At 55.9% G+C, this 16,954-nt stretch carries 18 protein-coding genes; 14 read left to right on the top strand and 4 right to left on the bottom strand.

All coding sequences use genetic code 11. The features are described from left to right. Positions 1 to 20 precede the first annotated feature (20 nt). From B1C80_RS13480 to B1C80_RS13465, 4 genes are all read left to right on the top strand, one after another. Positions 21 to 1,493, top strand: a complete 1,473-nt coding sequence (locus B1C80_RS13480; protein ID WP_236648757.1) for an MFS transporter — start codon at positions 21 to 23, stop codon at positions 1,491 to 1,493. Positions 1,494 to 1,626: 133 nt separating this feature from the next. Then, complete coding sequence (argS, locus tag B1C80_RS13475; RefSeq protein WP_077921684.1) at positions 1,627 to 3,441, top strand: arginine--tRNA ligase; 1,815 nt, start codon at positions 1,627 to 1,629, stop codon at positions 3,439 to 3,441. A gap of 23 nt (positions 3,442 to 3,464) precedes the next feature. After that, the gene (locus B1C80_RS13470; RefSeq protein ID WP_077921683.1) at positions 3,465 to 4,085 is read left to right on the top strand and encodes a glutathione peroxidase; all 621 of its coding nucleotides are present in this window, start codon (positions 3,465 to 3,467) and stop codon (positions 4,083 to 4,085) included. Positions 4,086 to 4,164: 79 nt separating this feature from the next. Next, positions 4,165 to 5,073, top strand: coding sequence for a 1,4-dihydroxy-2-naphthoate polyprenyltransferase (locus B1C80_RS13465; RefSeq protein WP_077921682.1), 909 nt, complete (start codon positions 4,165 to 4,167; stop codon positions 5,071 to 5,073). Positions 5,074 to 5,342: 269 nt separating this feature from the next. On the opposite strand, the gene B1C80_RS13460 is transcribed toward B1C80_RS13465, so the two are convergent. Further along, positions 5,343 to 6,275 (bottom strand): TatD family hydrolase, encoded by a 933-nt coding sequence (locus B1C80_RS13460; protein WP_077921681.1) that lies wholly within the window; start codon positions 6,273 to 6,275, stop codon positions 5,343 to 5,345. A 150-nt stretch (positions 6,276 to 6,425) separates the two neighbouring features. On the opposite strand from B1C80_RS13460, the gene B1C80_RS13455 reads away from it, so the two are divergent. Next, positions 6,426 to 7,094, top strand: a complete 669-nt coding sequence (locus B1C80_RS13455; protein ID WP_077921680.1) for a DUF4136 domain-containing protein — start codon at positions 6,426 to 6,428, stop codon at positions 7,092 to 7,094. A gap of 109 nt (positions 7,095 to 7,203) precedes the next feature. After that, on the top strand, positions 7,204 to 7,875 hold the full coding sequence (locus tag B1C80_RS13450; RefSeq protein WP_077921679.1) for an OmpW family outer membrane protein: 672 nt from the start codon (positions 7,204 to 7,206) through the stop codon (positions 7,873 to 7,875). 22 nt (positions 7,876 to 7,897) lie between these two features. Here B1C80_RS13450 and B1C80_RS13445 read toward each other — a convergent pair whose 3' ends face one another. The 3 genes from B1C80_RS13445 to rpsU form a co-directional block, all read right to left on the bottom strand. Next, the gene (locus B1C80_RS13445; RefSeq protein ID WP_077921678.1) at positions 7,898 to 8,572 is read right to left on the bottom strand and encodes an EboA domain-containing protein; all 675 of its coding nucleotides are present in this window, start codon (positions 8,570 to 8,572) and stop codon (positions 7,898 to 7,900) included. A gap of 61 nt (positions 8,573 to 8,633) precedes the next feature. Beyond that, positions 8,634 to 9,533, bottom strand: a complete 900-nt coding sequence (locus tag B1C80_RS13440; protein WP_077921677.1) for a tyrosine-type recombinase/integrase — start codon at positions 9,531 to 9,533, stop codon at positions 8,634 to 8,636. 184 nt (positions 9,534 to 9,717) lie between these two features. Continuing rightward, a complete protein-coding gene (gene rpsU, locus B1C80_RS13435) occupies positions 9,718 to 9,915 on the bottom strand; it encodes a 30S ribosomal protein S21 (protein ID WP_077921676.1) in 198 nt (65 codons plus the stop codon). A gap of 57 nt (positions 9,916 to 9,972) precedes the next feature. Here rpsU and B1C80_RS13430 point away from each other — a divergent pair, with 57 nt between their 5' ends. From B1C80_RS13430 to B1C80_RS13395, 8 genes are all read left to right on the top strand, one after another. Then, positions 9,973 to 10,920 (top strand): phosphatase, encoded by a 948-nt coding sequence (locus B1C80_RS13430; RefSeq protein WP_077921675.1) that lies wholly within the window; start codon positions 9,973 to 9,975, stop codon positions 10,918 to 10,920. A 136-nt stretch (positions 10,921 to 11,056) separates the two neighbouring features. Beyond that, a complete protein-coding gene (locus B1C80_RS13425; RefSeq protein ID WP_077921674.1) occupies positions 11,057 to 12,052 on the top strand; it encodes a bile acid:sodium symporter family protein in 996 nt (331 codons plus the stop codon). Positions 12,053 to 12,130: 78 nt separating this feature from the next. Next, positions 12,131 to 12,547, top strand: coding sequence for a MarR family winged helix-turn-helix transcriptional regulator (locus tag B1C80_RS13420; protein ID WP_236648756.1), 417 nt, complete (start codon positions 12,131 to 12,133; stop codon positions 12,545 to 12,547). A 35-nt stretch (positions 12,548 to 12,582) separates the two neighbouring features. After that, the gene (locus tag B1C80_RS13415) at positions 12,583 to 13,056 is read left to right on the top strand and encodes a DinB family protein (protein ID WP_077921673.1); all 474 of its coding nucleotides are present in this window, start codon (positions 12,583 to 12,585) and stop codon (positions 13,054 to 13,056) included. Beyond that, positions 13,053 to 13,583, top strand: coding sequence for a DUF4442 domain-containing protein (locus B1C80_RS13410; RefSeq protein WP_077921672.1), 531 nt, complete (start codon positions 13,053 to 13,055; stop codon positions 13,581 to 13,583). Before B1C80_RS13415 ends, B1C80_RS13410 begins: the two co-directional genes overlap by 4 nt. Positions 13,584 to 13,663: 80 nt before the next feature. Next, on the top strand, positions 13,664 to 14,338 hold the full coding sequence (locus B1C80_RS13405; RefSeq protein ID WP_236648755.1) for an alpha/beta hydrolase: 675 nt from the start codon (positions 13,664 to 13,666) through the stop codon (positions 14,336 to 14,338). A 229-nt stretch (positions 14,339 to 14,567) separates the two neighbouring features. Beyond that, positions 14,568 to 15,368 (top strand): alpha/beta fold hydrolase, encoded by an 801-nt coding sequence (locus tag B1C80_RS13400; RefSeq protein ID WP_077921671.1) that lies wholly within the window; start codon positions 14,568 to 14,570, stop codon positions 15,366 to 15,368. Between the two features lie 2 nt (positions 15,369 to 15,370). Further along, entirely contained in the window at positions 15,371 to 16,942 is a 1,572-nt protein-coding gene (locus B1C80_RS13395; RefSeq protein ID WP_161492762.1) for a HAMP domain-containing sensor histidine kinase, read from the top strand. The last annotated feature ends 12 nt before the right edge of the window (positions 16,943 to 16,954 follow it).

Below are 16,954 nucleotides of genomic sequence, written 5' to 3'. Positions count from 1 at the left end.
GACTCCTTTCCGGTAATTCTGTGATTGCTAATTCGACGGTTTCTCCCCCGGCTGCACCCAACAAATGGCTCGTTCTGGCCACCCTGGCCTTTGGGACGTTCATGGCTACGCTCGACAGCAGCATCGTCAACATTGCCCTCCCGACCATCCGACGTGAACTGAATGCCGGCGACAGTGTGGAATGGGTGGTGCTGAGCTACCTGCTGACGACAACCAGCACACTGCTGATCATGGGTAAACTGTCCGACTGGCTCGGTCGCCGGCCGATGTACATAACCGGGTTTATCATTTTCGTGCTGGGGTCGCTGCTGTGCGGACTGTCGTGGAACAGCGCGTCGCTGATCGGGTTTCGGGTAGTGCAGGGGCTGGGCGCATCCATGATTTTTGCTATTGCGCCGGCTATTATCTCCGATACCTTTACCCCCGCCGAACGAGGACAGGCCCTGGGGCTCATGGGCGCCATCGTTGCGGCCGGTTCCAGTACCGGGCCCGTTGTGGGCGGGCTGCTGCTGGGGAAGTTCGGCTGGTCGAGCATTTTTTTCGTCAACGTGCCCATTGGCCTGATTGCCATCTGGCGGGCGTCGGTCGTGCTACCCGCGAGTCCCAAACAACCGAGGCAACCGTTCGATCTGGTTGGGGCGGGCCTGTTTCTGGTTGGGGTAACGACGCTGCTTACCGGGCTCGATTTCGGTCCCGAGCCCGACTACGGCTGGGGCCATCCGCTGGTACTGGGGCTGCTGGGTACGGGAGTCGTACTGCTGGTGCTGTTCTTTTTCTGGGAAGGCCGCACGCCAGCCCCCATGCTGCAACTGAGCCTGTTCCGGATTCGGCCCTACACCTCGGCCATTCTGGCGGCCTGGCTGGGCTTCGTCGCGTCGGGTGGTAATCTGTTCATTATCCCGTTTTTTCTGCAGCAGCTACTCGGGTTTACGCCCCAGATGGCCGGATTGGTTTTGTTATCAGGGCCGTTGACCCTTAGTATCATTGCTCCCATTGGCGGCTACCTGTCGAGCCGGGTCAGCACGCGCTGGCTGGCCAGTACGGGGCTGATGCTGACCGCTGCGGGGTATTTCTCGTTTTCGTTTCTGTCGGCCGACTGGGTCTGGCAGGATGTGGTCTGGCGGAGCTCGCTGGTCAGTTTCGGGTTTGCTCTCTTTCAGTCGCCCAACAGCAGCAGCGCGCTCAACGCGGCTCCGCTGGCGCAACGGGGGGTGGCCAGCAGCGTAATTGCCTTCATGCGCAACATGGGGCTGGTCGTTGGCATTGCGCTGGCGGCAGCGGTCTGGTACAGCACCCGAAACCAGTACGCGATATCGCACCAGATCGATCCGGCCAGTCCGGCTGCGCAGCTGGTCGGTATGCGCTACGTGTACTGGGCCATGACGGCGCTGATTGTGACCGCAGCCGCTGTTTCGTTCTCGCGCGGGAGCGTCAACACCCGTACCCGCGAACCCGAAGTGGCCGGCGAAGGCGTATCGCCCCTGGCGGGTTAGTCGAATTATACCAACTTCCCGGCTTAGTATCGCAACAAACGCGGCCTGGCCATTCGGGTGGCATGGGATAGATGTCCCCTTCTTCGTACTTTTGCCCCCGCAAAACCGGGCTTGCGTGTCCGGGCTATCGTCGATGAATATTCAGGAAGAAATACAAAGTGCCATTCAGCGCGCCGTTACCGAACTGTATCAGCAGACCGTAACGGAGGTGCCGCTCCAGCCAACCAAGAAAGAGTTTGAAGGAACCTACACCTTCGTCACGTTTCCGCTGACCAAAGCCCTTCGCCAGGCGCCCGCACAGATCGGGCAGGCCATTGGTACGTGGCTGGTCGATCATACGACCGTAGTGAGTGGTTTCAACGTAGTACAGGGATTTTTGAACATCAGCGTGGCCGATGCGGCCTGGCTCGATGTGCTGCGCGACATGGCCGGCAATCCCGCGTTTGGCACCCTTAGCCAGCCCGACGGCGCGTCGGTCATGGTTGAGTTTTCGTCGCCCAACACCAATAAACCGCTGCATCTGGGCCACCTGCGTAATAATTTTCTGGGCGACTCGGTCAGCCGGATTCTGGCGGCCAACGGGTATCGCGTAACCAAAACCTGCATTGTCAACGATCGGGGCGTGCATATCTGTAAGTCGATGCTGGCCTACCGGATGTTTGGTACCGACGCGTCCGGACAACCCGAAACCCCGGCCTCGTCGGGAATGAAAGGAGATCACCTGATCGGTAAATATTACGTACTCTTCGACAAAGCCTACAAAGCACAGGTCGAGGAGATGGTAGCGGCCGGTACGCCCAAAGAAGAAGCCGAAAAGACGGCTCCGCTCATGCAGGAAGTGCAGCAGATGCTACGGCTCTGGGAGCAGGGCGATCCGGAAACGGTAGCGCTCTGGCGGCAGCTCAACAGCTGGGTATATACCGGCTTCGACGAAACCTACCGCAACATCGGGGTGAGCTTCGACAAGACGTACTACGAATCGAATACCTACCTGCTGGGTAAGGAAATCGTTGAAGAGGGGCTGGCCAAAGGCGTGTTCTACCGCAAAGACGACAGCTCCGTCTGGATCGACCTCACCGACGAAGGCCTCGACCAGAAACTCGTACTGCGGTCCGACGGAACCTCGGTCTACATGACGCAGGACCTCGGCACGACCGATATGAAGCACACCGATTTCGGTACCGATCGGCAGATCTGGGTGGTAGGCAACGAGCAGGACTACCACTTCAAGGTGCTGTTCGCCATTCTGCGCCGGCTGGGACGTCCCTATGCCAACGGGCTGTATCACCTCAGCTACGGCATGGTCGATCTGCCGACGGGCAAGATGAAATCCCGCGAAGGTACCGTTGTCGATGGCGACGACCTGATTGCCGAAACCACCGAAGCCGCTGCCACAGCCGCCGACGAAGCTGCCAAGGGGAAACTCGATGAGTTCAGCGATACCGAAAAAGCCGATCTGTTCCGTATGCTGGGGCTGGGCGCGCTGAAGTACTATCTGCTCAAGGTAGACCCGCAGAAACGGATGCAGTTCAACCCGGCCGAGTCGGTCGATCTGCACGGCAATACGGGGCCGTATATTCAGTACGTACACGCCCGCATCCGGTCGGTACTGCGGAAAGCAGCCAGCGAAGGAATATCGGTCAATCTGGCCGACCTGACCGTTGAAGCCGCCGGTCAGCTGGACCCGATCGAGCAGCAACTTATCTTCCTGCTAAGTCAGTACCCACAGCGCGTTCAGGAGGCCGGTACCGACTATGCGCCCTCGTATATTGCCCAATATGCGTATGAGCTGGCCAAGACCTTCAACCAGTTCTACGATAAACTGTCGATCCTGAAAGAGAGCGACACTACTAAACTGAAAAATCGCTTAATTCTATCGGCGTTACTGGCTGAAACTATCTGTAAAGCAATGGGTTTATTGGGTATCGAAGTGCCCGAAAAAATGTAACGTCCTGATCCCGGCAGACAATCATGAAGAAACCCATTGTTTTCACCTTAATTGGCGTCACCCTCGTGGTAGCGCTTACCAGTTTTATGTCCTTAACAACGCTCGTAAAGGGGCTTTTCAGCGACAAGAAAGAAGCCGCTGCCGCGCCCGCCAATGCCAGTGCTCCCACCAAATCGCTGTACGATTTTACCGTCAACAGCATCGATGGCAAGCCCGTTGCGCTGAATGCGTACCGGGGCAAAAAAGTGATTATCCTGAACGTAGCCTCCAAATGTGGCTATACACCCCAGTATGCCGACTGGGAGAAGTTTTACAAAGCCCACAAGGACAAGTTCGTGGTGCTGGGCTTCCCGGCCAATAATTTCGCTAACCAGGAGTCGGGCAATAACGAAGAGATTGCAACCTTCTGCCAGAAAAACTACGGGGTTTCGTTCCCGATGTTCGAGAAGGTATCTGTTGTAGGTAACGACCAGGCTCCGCTGTACAAATGGCTGTCGACCAAATCGCTGAACGGCTGGAACGACAAGGCACCCACCTGGAATTTCTGCAAATATGTCGTCAATGAAAAAGGGGAGCTTACCCATTTCTTCGCATCGGGCGTAAAACCCGACGACGCCGAATTCCGCAAAGCGGTCAATCTCTAACGATGAATGATGAACGATTGGGATCATTCGTCAACTGAGCCAATCGTTCATCATTCATCATTTATAATTCATCATTTTCATGAAGTCCTGGATTGCTGCGGCCCGGCCGCGCACCTTGCCGCTGGCGCTGGCCAGTATTATTCTGGGCAGTTTTCTGGCGGCTTCCAACGATCCGCTGGCTGCGGGCCATTTCAGCTGGAAGATTGCCGGACTGGCTGTTCTGACCACCATTTTTCTGCAAATCCTGTCCAACTTCGCCAACGATTACGGCGACGCGGTATCAGGTAAAGACACTGAACTGCGGGTGGGGCCGCGCCGGGCCGTAGCTACCGGCGATATCTCGAAAGAAGCCATGCTGCGGGGGATTATCGTTACGGCGGTGCTGTCGCTGGTGTCGGGCGTATGGCTGCTGGTGGTAGCCCTGTTCGGCGCGGGGTCGCGGGCTTTCTATACGCTGCTGGCGCTGGGGCTCCTTTGTATTGCGGCTGCGGTGGGGTATACCAATGGGAAGCGGCCGTACGGGTATGCCGGCTTCGGCGATATTGCCGTGCTGCTTTTTTTCGGCTGGGTAGGGGTGCTGGGTACCTATTACCTGCACACGCTGGAGTTCCGGCCCCTGTTGCTGTTACCCGCTACGGCCGTTGGTTTGTTTGCTACAGGAGTACTGAATATCAACAATATCCGCGATATCGAAACCGATACTATGACGGGTAAAAAGTCGATTCCGGCCCGGCTGGGGCTGCCGCTGGCTATTCGATACCACTGGGGGCTGCTGCTGGCCGGGATGGCCTGTGCGGTGGCCTATTCGTTTCTGGTCGATGCGCCCCCAACGGCTTACCTCTACCTGCTCTCGTTCCCTTTGTTCATACTGAACGGACGAGCGGTAGCCACGCACAAACGGGCTGCCGAGCTAAACCCCCGACTGGGTCAGCTGGCCCTTACTACCCTGCTGTTTGTGATCCTATTCGGCATCGGGCAGGTGATCTAAAAAAAGGACAGCCCATTCCAAAGCCCGCAAGAGCGAGACATAGCGCAATCCAAAACACCGGCGGTTTGGCAGGCCAATAGCCGCTCGATGGCACATTAATCAGAAGCGCCGTGCGTGCAGTATGTGAATCGATTTACATACTGCACGCACGGCGCTTTTTTACACCATGACCTGCTATAGCTATGGACATGCCGCACCGCCGGCTCTGGTCGAATGGACGGTGGCCCGGACCAAATATGATTTCTGTATAACCAGTACTGTATTGGCGTTTACCGGATAATGGTCGATTCTTTATCGACGCGCGGGGCCTGTCCACCACGCAGGACCGAGCTACCATTAAAACGCTGGCTTTGGTCGATGGTGAGGGGCTGCGTCAGATCGTCGAGGCTGAGTTGGCCGCTCTGGGCAAAGGCCGTTACCGCATTTTTGAACGTAACGAGCCGGATGGCCTCGTCCGATATGCCGTGCTGCTTCATCAGAGCCGCGGTTTTAGGGACGGCGAGCGGATCGCTGATACCCCAGTCGGCGGCTGAGTTGATCATAATGCGTTCGGGACCGTATTGCTTCACGATCTCGACCATGCGCTCGTTGCCCATCTTCGTGAATGGATAAATGGTGAAGCCAGCCCAAAACCCCCGATCCAGCACTTCCCGAACGGTTTCTTCATTGTTATGATCAACGATAACCATACCGGGTGCAAGGCCGTGTTCGATAGCGATATCCATGCTGCGGCTGGTGCCCTGTTTCTTATCGCGGTGGGGCGTGTGGATCTGTACCGGCAGGGATGCTTCGCGGGCTAGTCCCAGCTGCGCCCGGTAGTATTTTTCCTCGGCCGGCGTCTGATCGTCGAACCCGATTTCGCCGATACCGACCACGCCTTCCTTGTAAATGAACAGCGGCAGGATGTCCATGACCTGCTCGGCCAGGGCTTCCTGATTGGCTTCTTTCGAGTTGAGGCCAATGGTGCAGTAATGCCGGATGCCAAACTGCGACGCCCGAAACCGCTCCCAGCCAACGAGCGTCGCAAAATAATCGCGGAACGAGTCGACGCCGGTGCGGGGCTGGCCCATCCAGAAGGCCGGCTCAATAACCGCCACTACACCCGCGTCGGCCATAGCCTGATAGTCATCGGTAGTACGGGAAATCATATGGACGTGCATGTCGAAAAAGGACATGCCACGTATCGAGTCCAGAAAATCCATGAGTGTATAGGGTTCGTTGTAATCTGTCGTCGCAAAAGTACGGCTTATAGAAACACCGTACCGGGCTATTTCTAATCCGATTCTAACTACATTTCTGTAAACTTCAGCTTAGTCTATTCGTTAAGATGATAAGTAGGATAACATACAAGTATGAAAGCGCTCCAACAGATAAATGGAAAAACATGGGGAATCTATGCAGTGCTACTGCTAACCCTCAGCGGTGGGCTTGTTGCCTGTCGGGATAATGCACTGAACGGCCTGACTCCGCAGGATAGTCAGGTATACATTACGAACTACGACCGCTCTGTTAATTTCAGCCAGTATCGCACCTTTAGCCTGCCCGATTCGGTCGTGATTCAGTCGAACGACCGGTTTACTACATCGACGGGCAGTGTTGAAAATCGATTTGTCACTAACGTAGCCAGCGCGCTGGCGAGCCGTGGTTACCAGCGGGTGGCGCAGGCCCAGCCGGCCGATCTGGGCGTAGCTGTCGTGCGGGTCAATAACCGCTTTACGGGCGTGGGAGTAGACCCGTACTCGTATTACTCCAACTACTGGCTGGGGTATGGCGGCCTGGGTGGATACGGTTTAAATCCATATTATCCGAGCTATTATACGTATCAGGTGAGTGAGCAGTACTGGCAGGTGCAGATCGTCGACCTGAAAAACCGGCCAGTCTCCAATGGTCCCGACCAGGTACAGCTGAACGTGATCTTCGACGCTACCATCCGCGGGGCCGATATCACCGAAACGGCCGATGTCGATACGGCGATCACCACCATTTTCAACCAGTCGCCATTCCTGCGGGCTAACCAGTAAACCGGTTCACGGTCTGCGGTGGGTTAGGGAGATCACTCTTGTGTCAGCAAAACCGTCTGGTAATCAACTGCATTACCGAAGACCGAAAACTTATCTCATCAGAGTTATCATGAAACGCATCTTAAGTATAGTAACCCTGTCGCTGCTGAGTGTGGCGAGTTGGGCGCAGCAGACGTCACCCCGCAACAACGATGTATTTGCGTCGCCTTTCGACCGGTACGTGTCGTTCAATATATCGGCTCGCTATGGAGTGGCGATGCCGCTGGGTGGGCAGAAAACCTACATCGATCAGGTATCGCCAGCCAACCTCGCCATTGACGGGGAGTGGTTGTTTCCGCAGCGGTTCGCTATCGGTTTGAAAACCGGCTACCAGTACAGCCAGCAGCGACGACCCCGTGAGCTGGTGTCGTTTACCGACGGCAACAGCGTACAGGACGTCTCGGCTGTGCAGACGCGCACGCTGACCGTTATACCAGCCATGGCGTCTCTGTCGTATTATTTCGCCGAAAACTCCGCGGCCCTGCGTCCGTATGTGCAGGTAGCCGGGGGGGGCGCCTATGTCGATTACGTCAACTTCTTCGGGTCGCTGTCGGATCAGAAAACCGGTTTCCGAACGGCATTTGCGCCGGCGGTTGGCGTGAAGTATTACGGTCAGCGCGAACAGGGGTTCGGGGCTGAGCTGCAGGCCCAGTACCAGCGCATCAACTTCAACTACGACCGCTTGCCCGGCAATGCGTCGTCGGTGATGCTCTCGGCGGGTATCGTATACCGGTTCTATTAGCCGGATGGTTTAACTTTTTTGATTACATAAGCCGCTCGATATGGGGCGGCAGGCTGCGCCCGGCAGCCCGGCGTTCGGCGGCATAGTCGGCCAGCGTCTGGGCGAGCCGGGCGTTTTTGCGTTCGTCCAGACCGATGATCTGCGTTACGTCTTTGTCGGTAAAAAAAGCTTTCAGAATAAGCTGATTCCAGGCGGCTTCGTCGAGGTAGTCGGCGGGGTAGGGGTTATGGAGCATGATGGCCGACTGCACATCGGCAATGTTGTTCCGGATGCCTTCGGTAGCCTGAAACCGCCAGGCTTCGGGGTAGGCCAGCACGGGCAGGGCCGAGTACAGCGCCACTAGCTCGTTCAACTCCCCGGCTTTGAACAACTCCGTGATGGTACTGACGTAGGTCGACTGCTCATCGGCGGGGAGCTGCAGCAGCCACCACACCCGCGCCAGTCGGTCGCGCGTCCAGCCCGATACGGTGAAACCCGGGCGGGCTTGCTGAAGCGCAAACGCCATATCGGCCGGAACCGTAAGGGGCTGTTTGCCAACAAAGCGGGGGAGCGCCGTAAAGACCCGGTAGAACGCGCTCTTCTGGGGGCTGGTATGAAACGCATCGACCTGCTGGCGGAGGTAGTTGACCGAAGCGGCCGAGTCGGGTTGTTGTTCGATTAGGTAAAATAAGGTCTGGCTAAGCTGGAGACTATTCATAATACAATACAGCGCAGATGCGATCCGCTGGTGGGGTTGTTGCGACCAGTGTGCGCCCGCATCACTTTTTAGCCTTCGGATGGGCCTGGTCGTAGGTTTTTTTGAGTTGTTCGAGGCTGGTATGGGTATAAATCTGGGTAGCGGCCAAACTACTGTGACCCAGCAGATCTTTAATCGCGTTCAGGTCGGCCCCCCGGTTGAGGAGGTGCGTGGCGAAGGTATGCCGAAGTACGTGAGGACTGCGGGTCGATAAGGTCGTGACGAGCGTCAGGTGCCGTTTGACAATCCGCTGAATCAGCACCGGGTAGGCCGCAACGCCTTTGTCGCTCACGATCAGCACCGACCCGTCGGCTTTACCGCCAAACTCGGTTTCTTTCAGCTGGCTGTAGTGCCGGATCAGGTCCAGCAGGGGCTGGGTAAGCGGAATGATGCGGTGCTTGTTGCGTTTCCCCAGCACCATAATGCTCTGTTTGTACAGATCGACGTCGTTTGTTTTGAGGCCAATCAGCTCGCTTAGGCGGATACCGGTGCCGTAGAGCAGTTCAAGAACCAGCTTGTCGCGAACGCCGTCGAAGGTATCCGGAAAATCGACGTCCGTGAGCAGCGTTTCCATGGGTTTTTCTTCCACATAGACCGGCAATTTTCGGCTGGTTTTGAGCGCCTGAATTTTGGCCATGGGGTCGGCCTCGATCAGCTTCCGGCGCAGCAGGAACCCGTAGAAGTTACGCAGGGTCGCAATCTTACGGTTCACCGACGATTTGTCGAGGCCGCTCTCGACCAGACTGACGATCCAGGACCGGATCTGCCGGAAATCGGCCCGGTCGGGCTGGCTTACGTTACATTCTGTAGCGAGAAAGGAGCTGAACTGCTCCAGGTCTTTGGCGTAGGCGGTGAGCGTATGATGACTCAGCCGTTTTTCGTAACGAATATGCTGGAGGAAGTCGTCGGAACCGAGGCTCATAGTTGTCAGACGATGCGTATACCGTCAAAGCTACAGCATTTTGCCGAGGCAGGCTAACGAACGGGCCAACAAAAAAGCAGCAAACATCCCTGCTTGCTGCTCCTGTTCTCGGGTCAGTGACCTCCTCTGCTGACTGCGCATTCAACAGATAGCGGTCTACTGCGCACCACCGGCGGCCTATGGCCTATTGCTCGGTGTGGTTGCCGTACATCCGCTCTTTGTACGTGGCTTTGATGATCTCGGTGCGACGTTTTACCGACGGTTTCTGGAAAGCCGTCCGCGCCCGCAACTGCCGCAACACGCCCGTCTTCTCAAACTTCTTTTTGAAGCGCTTCAGGGCCTTGTCGATCGACTCGTTGTCTTTAACGTTAATGATAAGCATGTTCTAAATGTTGTGTTTTAGCTAAAACCGGACGGCAAAGGTAGTAGTTTTGCTGGTATGAAGCAAGCGATTATCGACTTAGGCACCAATACGTTTCATCTCTTTATTGCCGACAAAAGCGATACGGACCACCAGACTCTTTTTCGCGAGAGCCGACCGGCCAAAATTGGCATGGCCGGTATCAATCAGGGAATTATCACCGACGAAGCCATTGGTCGGGCGCTGGATGTGCTGAGTTACTTCCGGGAGGTGCTCGATCAGTATGGCGTGGCGCCGGAGCAGGTCGTGGCCATCGGTACCAGTGCCATTCGCGTAGCCCGCAATCAGGCCGAATTTATAGACAGAATCCGGCAGGAAACCGGCATCCGGATTCGGGTTATTTCGGGCGAGCAGGAAGCCGACTATATCTACCACGGCGTTCGGGCGGCCGGGGCCCTCGATGACCGGATGGCGCTGGTAATCGATATTGGCGGGGGGAGCGTTGAGTTCATCCTGGGTAATCAGCAGCGTATTTTCTGGAAACAGAGCTTCGAGATCGGCGGCCAGCGACTGCGCGAACGGTTTATGCCCGGCGACGGTACCGAGCCTATCAGCGCGGGCAGCATTCGCCGGCTCAACGATTTCTTTCAGGAAAAGCTGCTGCCGCTGGCCAATGCCGTTCATCAGTATCAGCCGGCCGTGCTGGTTGGGTCGTCGGGTTCGTTCGATACGCTGGTCGATATGTGGTACAAGCAGGAGCGGGGTTACCTGCCTCCGCCCAACCATACCGCTTTCGACCTGCCCATAGCCGAGTTTTACCGATCCTACGAACTGCTCATCAGCCGCAACCATGCCGAACGGATGCAGCTGCCAGGCATGATCGAGTTGCGTGTAGACATGATCGTTGTGGCTGTCTGCCTGATCGACTACGTACTGAAAGCCTACGGGATCAACCAGATTCGGACATCGACTTATTCGCTGAAAGAAGGTGTAATGGCCCTGGGAGTGATCGGGGAGCAACGCTGAATGCGTAGCGATGCGTAACGACGGAGTGAAGTAGCTCAGTCACAAACGGGTATGAGTTAGGGAAAAGGTGCTTTACTAGGCAATCTGAATGCGTATTGTACATAACTCATTCTTCTTTGTACATTCCTTATTGGTTATGAAGTCTGAAACCAACGCCCGATCCTCTTACCAGAACCTGATCTACACGGCCCTGATCATCATGGCTGTTGTCGTCGCGCTATCCTTTCCCGACCCGTTTCGAGAGATCAATGGGTTTCAGCTAAAAAAACTGATCGTGCCGCTGCTGCAGGTCATCATGCTGGGCATGGGTACAACCATGTCGCTGGCCGACTTTGAAGGCGTCATCAAGCAGCCCCGGGCGGTTTTTATTGGCGTGGCCTGCCATTTTGTGATTATGCCGCTGCTGGGCTATACCCTGGCCAATACGTTTAATTTTCCCCCTGAGATTGCGGCCGGAGTGGTGCTCATTGGCTGCTCGCCGAGCGGCCTGGCCAGTAACGTAATGTGCTTTATTGCCAAAGCCAACGTGCCGCTGTCGATTACCATTACCACCCTGGCTACGTTGCTGGCGCCTTTTCTGATGCCTGCGCTGATGAAGCTGCTGGCCGGGCAGTTTATCGAGATATCGTTCTGGAAAATGATGATCGAGATCATGCAGATCGTTATCCTGCCCGTTGTCGTTGGGCTGGTGCTGAACCGGATTTTCCGAAAATCGGCGGTTATGATCAATCGGGTGATGCCGTTGGTGTCGATGGCTGGTATTGTCCTGATCGTGGCCATTATTACGGCCGCCGGGCGCGACAGCCTGCTGGCCGTCGGCTGGACCCTGGCTCTCTGCGTCCTGATTCACAACCTGACCGGGTTCGTGCTGGGCTACTGGAGTGCCCGGCTGTTCGGGATGGATGAGCAGAGCTGCCGAACGGTAGCCATTGAAGTTGGCCTGCAAAACGGCGGACTGGCTTCGGGTATTGCCGTTCAGATGGGTAAAGTAGCAACGGTAGGCCTGGCTCCGGCCCTGTTCGGACCGATCATGAACACAACGGGATCGCTGCTGGCTACGTACTGGAGCCAGCGCCCGCCCAGGTCGGTTGCCGATCCGGTATCCCAGCCCATATCTGCCCAGAAAGCATGAGCGAATAAGCCCGTTCTGACCGGACTTTATCGAGTCCGGTTATTTTTTGTCTATAAAGTTGCATATACAACTTTTGGTATGCATGTTTACGGTATGGAGGCTGGTACTTATTGTATTGCGGGGCGGCTGCGGATGCTGGCGCGCTTAATCACGGGGCGCTACAACGAAGCGTTTGCGGCCGAGGGGGTTACGTTTGCCCAAGCGGGGTTACTCATGCGCATCTTCGCCCAGCCCGGTATTCGGCAGAACGTCCTCGCCCGCCAGTTGCAGATCGAAAAGTCGGCCATGAGTCGCGATGTGCAGCTGCTCCAGAAAAACGGCTGGCTGACCGACAACCGGCGCAAGGGCCTGTTTCTGACCGAAGCGGGCACCATACTCGCTAAGCGATGTCATAAACGGTGGAAAGTGCTGAACGCCCAGGTCCACGATGAACTCGGGGCCGAGGTCGTTGACGGCCTGACCCTGCTTTCCGAAAAAATGATCCCAATCCCATAAACCAGCACCGAAGCCTTGCGGTGCTTCTACTGACTATGACTGCTAAACTATTGGCTAATCTCTGGCGCATCAACCAGGCTTCGGCGGCCGGGGCTATTCAGAAACTGACCCCCGAAACCTACCGTCATCGGCTAACCCCCCAAACGGCTTCGGCGGGTTTTATTGCGCTGCATACGGCCGAGTCGATGCATCGCTTCGCGGCTATGCTCTTCGGTCACCAGACCACTCTCGAGATGCGGGCTTCGGGGGGCGTTTCGGACGATGGCAGCCCGCTCGACCTGGCGGCTATTCAACAGGCCGTTGCGGATGCCTACGCGATGATTGCGGCCTATATTCTGGAAACACCCGACGAACAATGGGCGGAGGTAATTCCGACTCCGTTTGGCGATACTCCCCGCATGGGTGTACTGGCCTTCCTGATGCACCATAATTCGTACCATGCCGGTCAGATTGCGCAGGCCGTTAAAAAAGGCCAATCCCTGGTGAGCGAACCCCGCCCAACGGTATGAAACCTGCTTTTCTGCAAACGAACCGGACCGAGTCGTTCAGCTCCTGGCGGTTCCGGACCCTGATGAACTGGTACCCGATGTACGTCGGTACGGGAGGTAAAATCCTGTTCTGGTCGGCCGATTCGCGGGAGGTGCATCTGCGCCTGCGCCGGAATATATGGACCTACAACTACGTCGGTACCATTTTTGGAGGCAGTATGTTTGCTGCGTCGGACCCGTTCTATATGCTGATGCTGCTGCGCGTACTGGGGCGCGAGTACGTAGTCTGGGACAAGTCGGCCAGTATCCGGTTTCGGAAGCCGGGCCGCACGACGCTCTACATGCGGTATGAACTGACCGACGAGCTGATCGACTCGATCCGTAGCGACGTGGCGGCTCACGGCCAGACTGAGCGAACCTTCAGGCTGCAGTGGGTCGACGAAGCCGGTACTGTTCATGCGGAGCTGGAGCGGCTGTGTTATATGGCCGATAAAACCCACTATGAACAGCGGAAGGGAGATCGGCAGCGCTCCCGGTTTCAGCGGTGAAGGGGCCAGTACGCTGGCCCGGTCAACGAGCGGGCCGGGCTTTTTCTGCTGCTAACCCAACCAACCATCTACCCGGCCAGATGGCCTTACAGAACATGACTGAGCATCACTTCACGGTACAACGAACGGCCCGCTACTATACGCTTGGCCAACTGACCAGCAAGACCCGGCATGTCTGGTTCTGCCTCCATGGGTTCGGGCAGCTGGCCCGGTATTTCAGCCGCAAATTTACCGACTTTGCCAACGAAGAAACCTATATTGTTGTGCCCGAGGGACTGTCGCGGCTGTACCTGAACGGCGCCTACGATCGGGTAGGGGCGTCGTGGCTGACCCGCGAAGACCGCGATGTCGAAATACAGGATTTTCTTGCGTATCTGAACGGGCTCTACGACCACATCCTGGCTGGCCGCTCGCCCGAGACGCTTCAGATAACCCTGCTGGGGTTCTCGCAGGGGGCCGCTACGGCCTGCCGCTGGCTGGCAAACGAGCACATCCGGGTCGACCGGCTGGTGTTATGGGCTGGCTTCTTTCCCAATGGATTCGCGGATATGATCGATCCGGCCCGGCTGGCTACCGTCGATGCGCACTACGTATACGGACGGCAGGATGAATACATCCGCGACATGCCCGACCCGCAGGTCTATATCGATCAGATACAGCGTCATGCTCCGGGGCTTCGCATAACCGCGTACGAAGGCGGCCACAGGGTCGAGCCGGCTGTGCTGAAAGAAGTACTCCTAAGCGGGTCAACGTAATAACTGCCGGGGCAAAATGCCTGGTAGACTTATGAAGCGATTTTAGAACAAATGGTATTATTTGGAGAAAGTATGGATAGCTACATCTAAATTGTTACTCTTTTCGTATATACTTCTCATAAATCATATAGCATTATTTCATATATCCGCTATTTGGTGTCTGTTTTGACATTAAAATTGGCTTAATTTGCTTTTTATTAACCTGTGAAGTATCGATAAAACTATACCTATGTCGGTTGTAAAACGCAACAATGTTCAGGTGCTGGGCAAACCTGATGCTGCGGAAACTCTTGTTTTTGCGCACGGATTTGGCACCGACCAAACCGCCTGGCAGGACGTTGCAGAAGCCTTTGCAGATAAGTACAAAATTGTATTATTTGATTATGTAGGGGCCAATGAGAAGACTACTCCGTTCTTCAATACCCGAAAATACAAGCACCTGCAGGCGTATGCGGATGACATACTGGACGTGCTGGAAGAACTGGCTCTTCGTCAGGTAACCCTGATTGGCCATTCGGTAGGCGGCATGACTGGCGCGCTGGCGGCCATTCAGGAGCCATCCTGGTTTTCCAAACTGATTCTGGTCAACGCGTCGCCCCGCTACGTCAATGACAACGACTATCAGGGTGGATTCGACCAGCAAACGCTCGACGAACTGTTTGCGCAGATGCAGCGTGATTTTCATGCCTGGGCCGGTGGGTTTGCGCCCCGGATTATGGCCAATGCCGATCGACCTCACCTGGCTAACGGATTTATTCAAACCATTTCGGCCATGCGTCCGGATGTGGCGCTGGCCATTGCGCGGGTTATCTTTCAGTCTGATCACCGGGCCGATATTGCGCAGCTCCAGCATCCAACCCTGCTCATTCAGGGTACGCACGATCTGGCCGTACCCCATGCAGTCGGGCACTATATGGAGAACCATATGCCCAATGCCTGGCTGACCTTCATTGATGCAGAAGGCCATCTGCCTCACATCAGTCATGCCGATAAAGTCGTGCAGGCCATACGGCCATTTCTGTTCTCATGATCATGCTGGATTGCCGTATACTCGAACGAAACTTTCAACGAATTGCCACCGATGTGATTGGTCCTAAACGACTGGAGGCCTATGCTGCCGAAGTGGTGGCTCATCTGGATGCTGACTATTGTTACGTTGTTCAGGAGCGCGACGAGTGGACCGCTACGGTGCTGTTTTCAACCGCGTCGGCCGAGTCATTGCCAGCCTTCAATCCGGTTCAGCTAACCGAAATGACGGGCGAAAGCCCTTTTTTTCATCAACAGCCCTTTGTGGCCCGACGGGCTCTGAAAAGTCTCTTCGGTACATGTAAACAGGTATCGGGCTTCCGGCTGGAACATTACACCTTCAAAGGCTGGATACTCATTGGCTGGATAGAACCCGTAGAGCACACCACGTTCGATATCGAGAACGCCCTGTTTCGCTTCGGCGACAAAGTGCTGATCAACTACCTCTCGCTGCAACGCATAGCCCTGGAGCAGCAGTACCGGTTTCTGTTTTCGGTGGTGCCACAGGCCATTGTGCTCATCAACGAGCTGGACGATGTGGGCTGGGTAAACCAGGCGGCCATCGAATTGCTGAACCTGGAACCCGATGAACTGCGCCCCCCGGCGGCTGCTTTGTCGGCGGGTATGCTGGCCCTGCGTAACCGGACCCTGAACAAAGAAGCGATCCAGGAAACGGCCGCCCAGTTGCTGAGCAATCCCAACTTCATGAGTAAAGAATGGATATGGACGTTTCCGGAGCAGGTACTGTCGGTGCTGACGCGACCCATTCACTCGCCGTATTTCAAAGGTCGTATCTGGCTCTTTAACGATGTGTCGGAGCTGTATACCAAAACGCAGCAACTGACGGAGGCCAACCGCGAAATTGAAAACCTGATCAGCGTTATTGCCCACGATCTGAAGTCGCCCCTGGCTACGCTCAGCTTTATCTTTAATTTTCTGCCGATGCACGGCCCGCTGAACGACGAGCAGACGGAGAACATCGAATACGGCCAGAAAACCATCAAGCGGGGGCTCGATTTGATCGATAGTATCGTTTATTTCAACAAGCTGATTAGCTCGAACCAGCCGCTGACCATGTACGATGTCGAGCTGGATGATCTGATCGATGTGGTGGTGGACGGATTTGCGGCTCAGGCTTACCAGAAGGAGATTACCATTCACCGCCAGCGAACCGACCAGCCGGTGCTGCTGCATACCGACCCGGAGTCGCTGGTGCGGGTACTGGACAACCTGATCAGTAATGCGCTTAAGTTCTCGCCGTTTGGGCGGCAGGTATATGTAGAAACCGAATGGCGAGGCCCGGAGCTGACCATTGCCATCCGCGACGAAGGCCCCGGCATCTCGCCCGACGATCGGGTCAAGCTATTCCGGCGTTTTCAGCGTCTGTCGGCTCAGCCTACCAACAATGAAGGCTCGTCGGGGCTGGGGTTATCCATCGTGAAATCGCTGACCGAGAAGATGGGAGCCTCGGTTGAAGTTGACAGCACACTCAACGTGGGTACGGTGTTCAGACTGGTATTCCCGGCCGAATACGTACGCATTGGTGACGAAGAAGAAGTCGGTAACGATCGGGCGTAAGATCGTTTGCTG

Source organism: Spirosoma sp. 209, from assembly GCF_002006735.1.
Taxonomy (GTDB): domain Bacteria; phylum Bacteroidota; class Bacteroidia; order Cytophagales; family Spirosomataceae; genus Spirosoma; species Spirosoma sordidisoli.
This window is presented reverse-complemented; position numbering and strand designations above follow the sequence as displayed.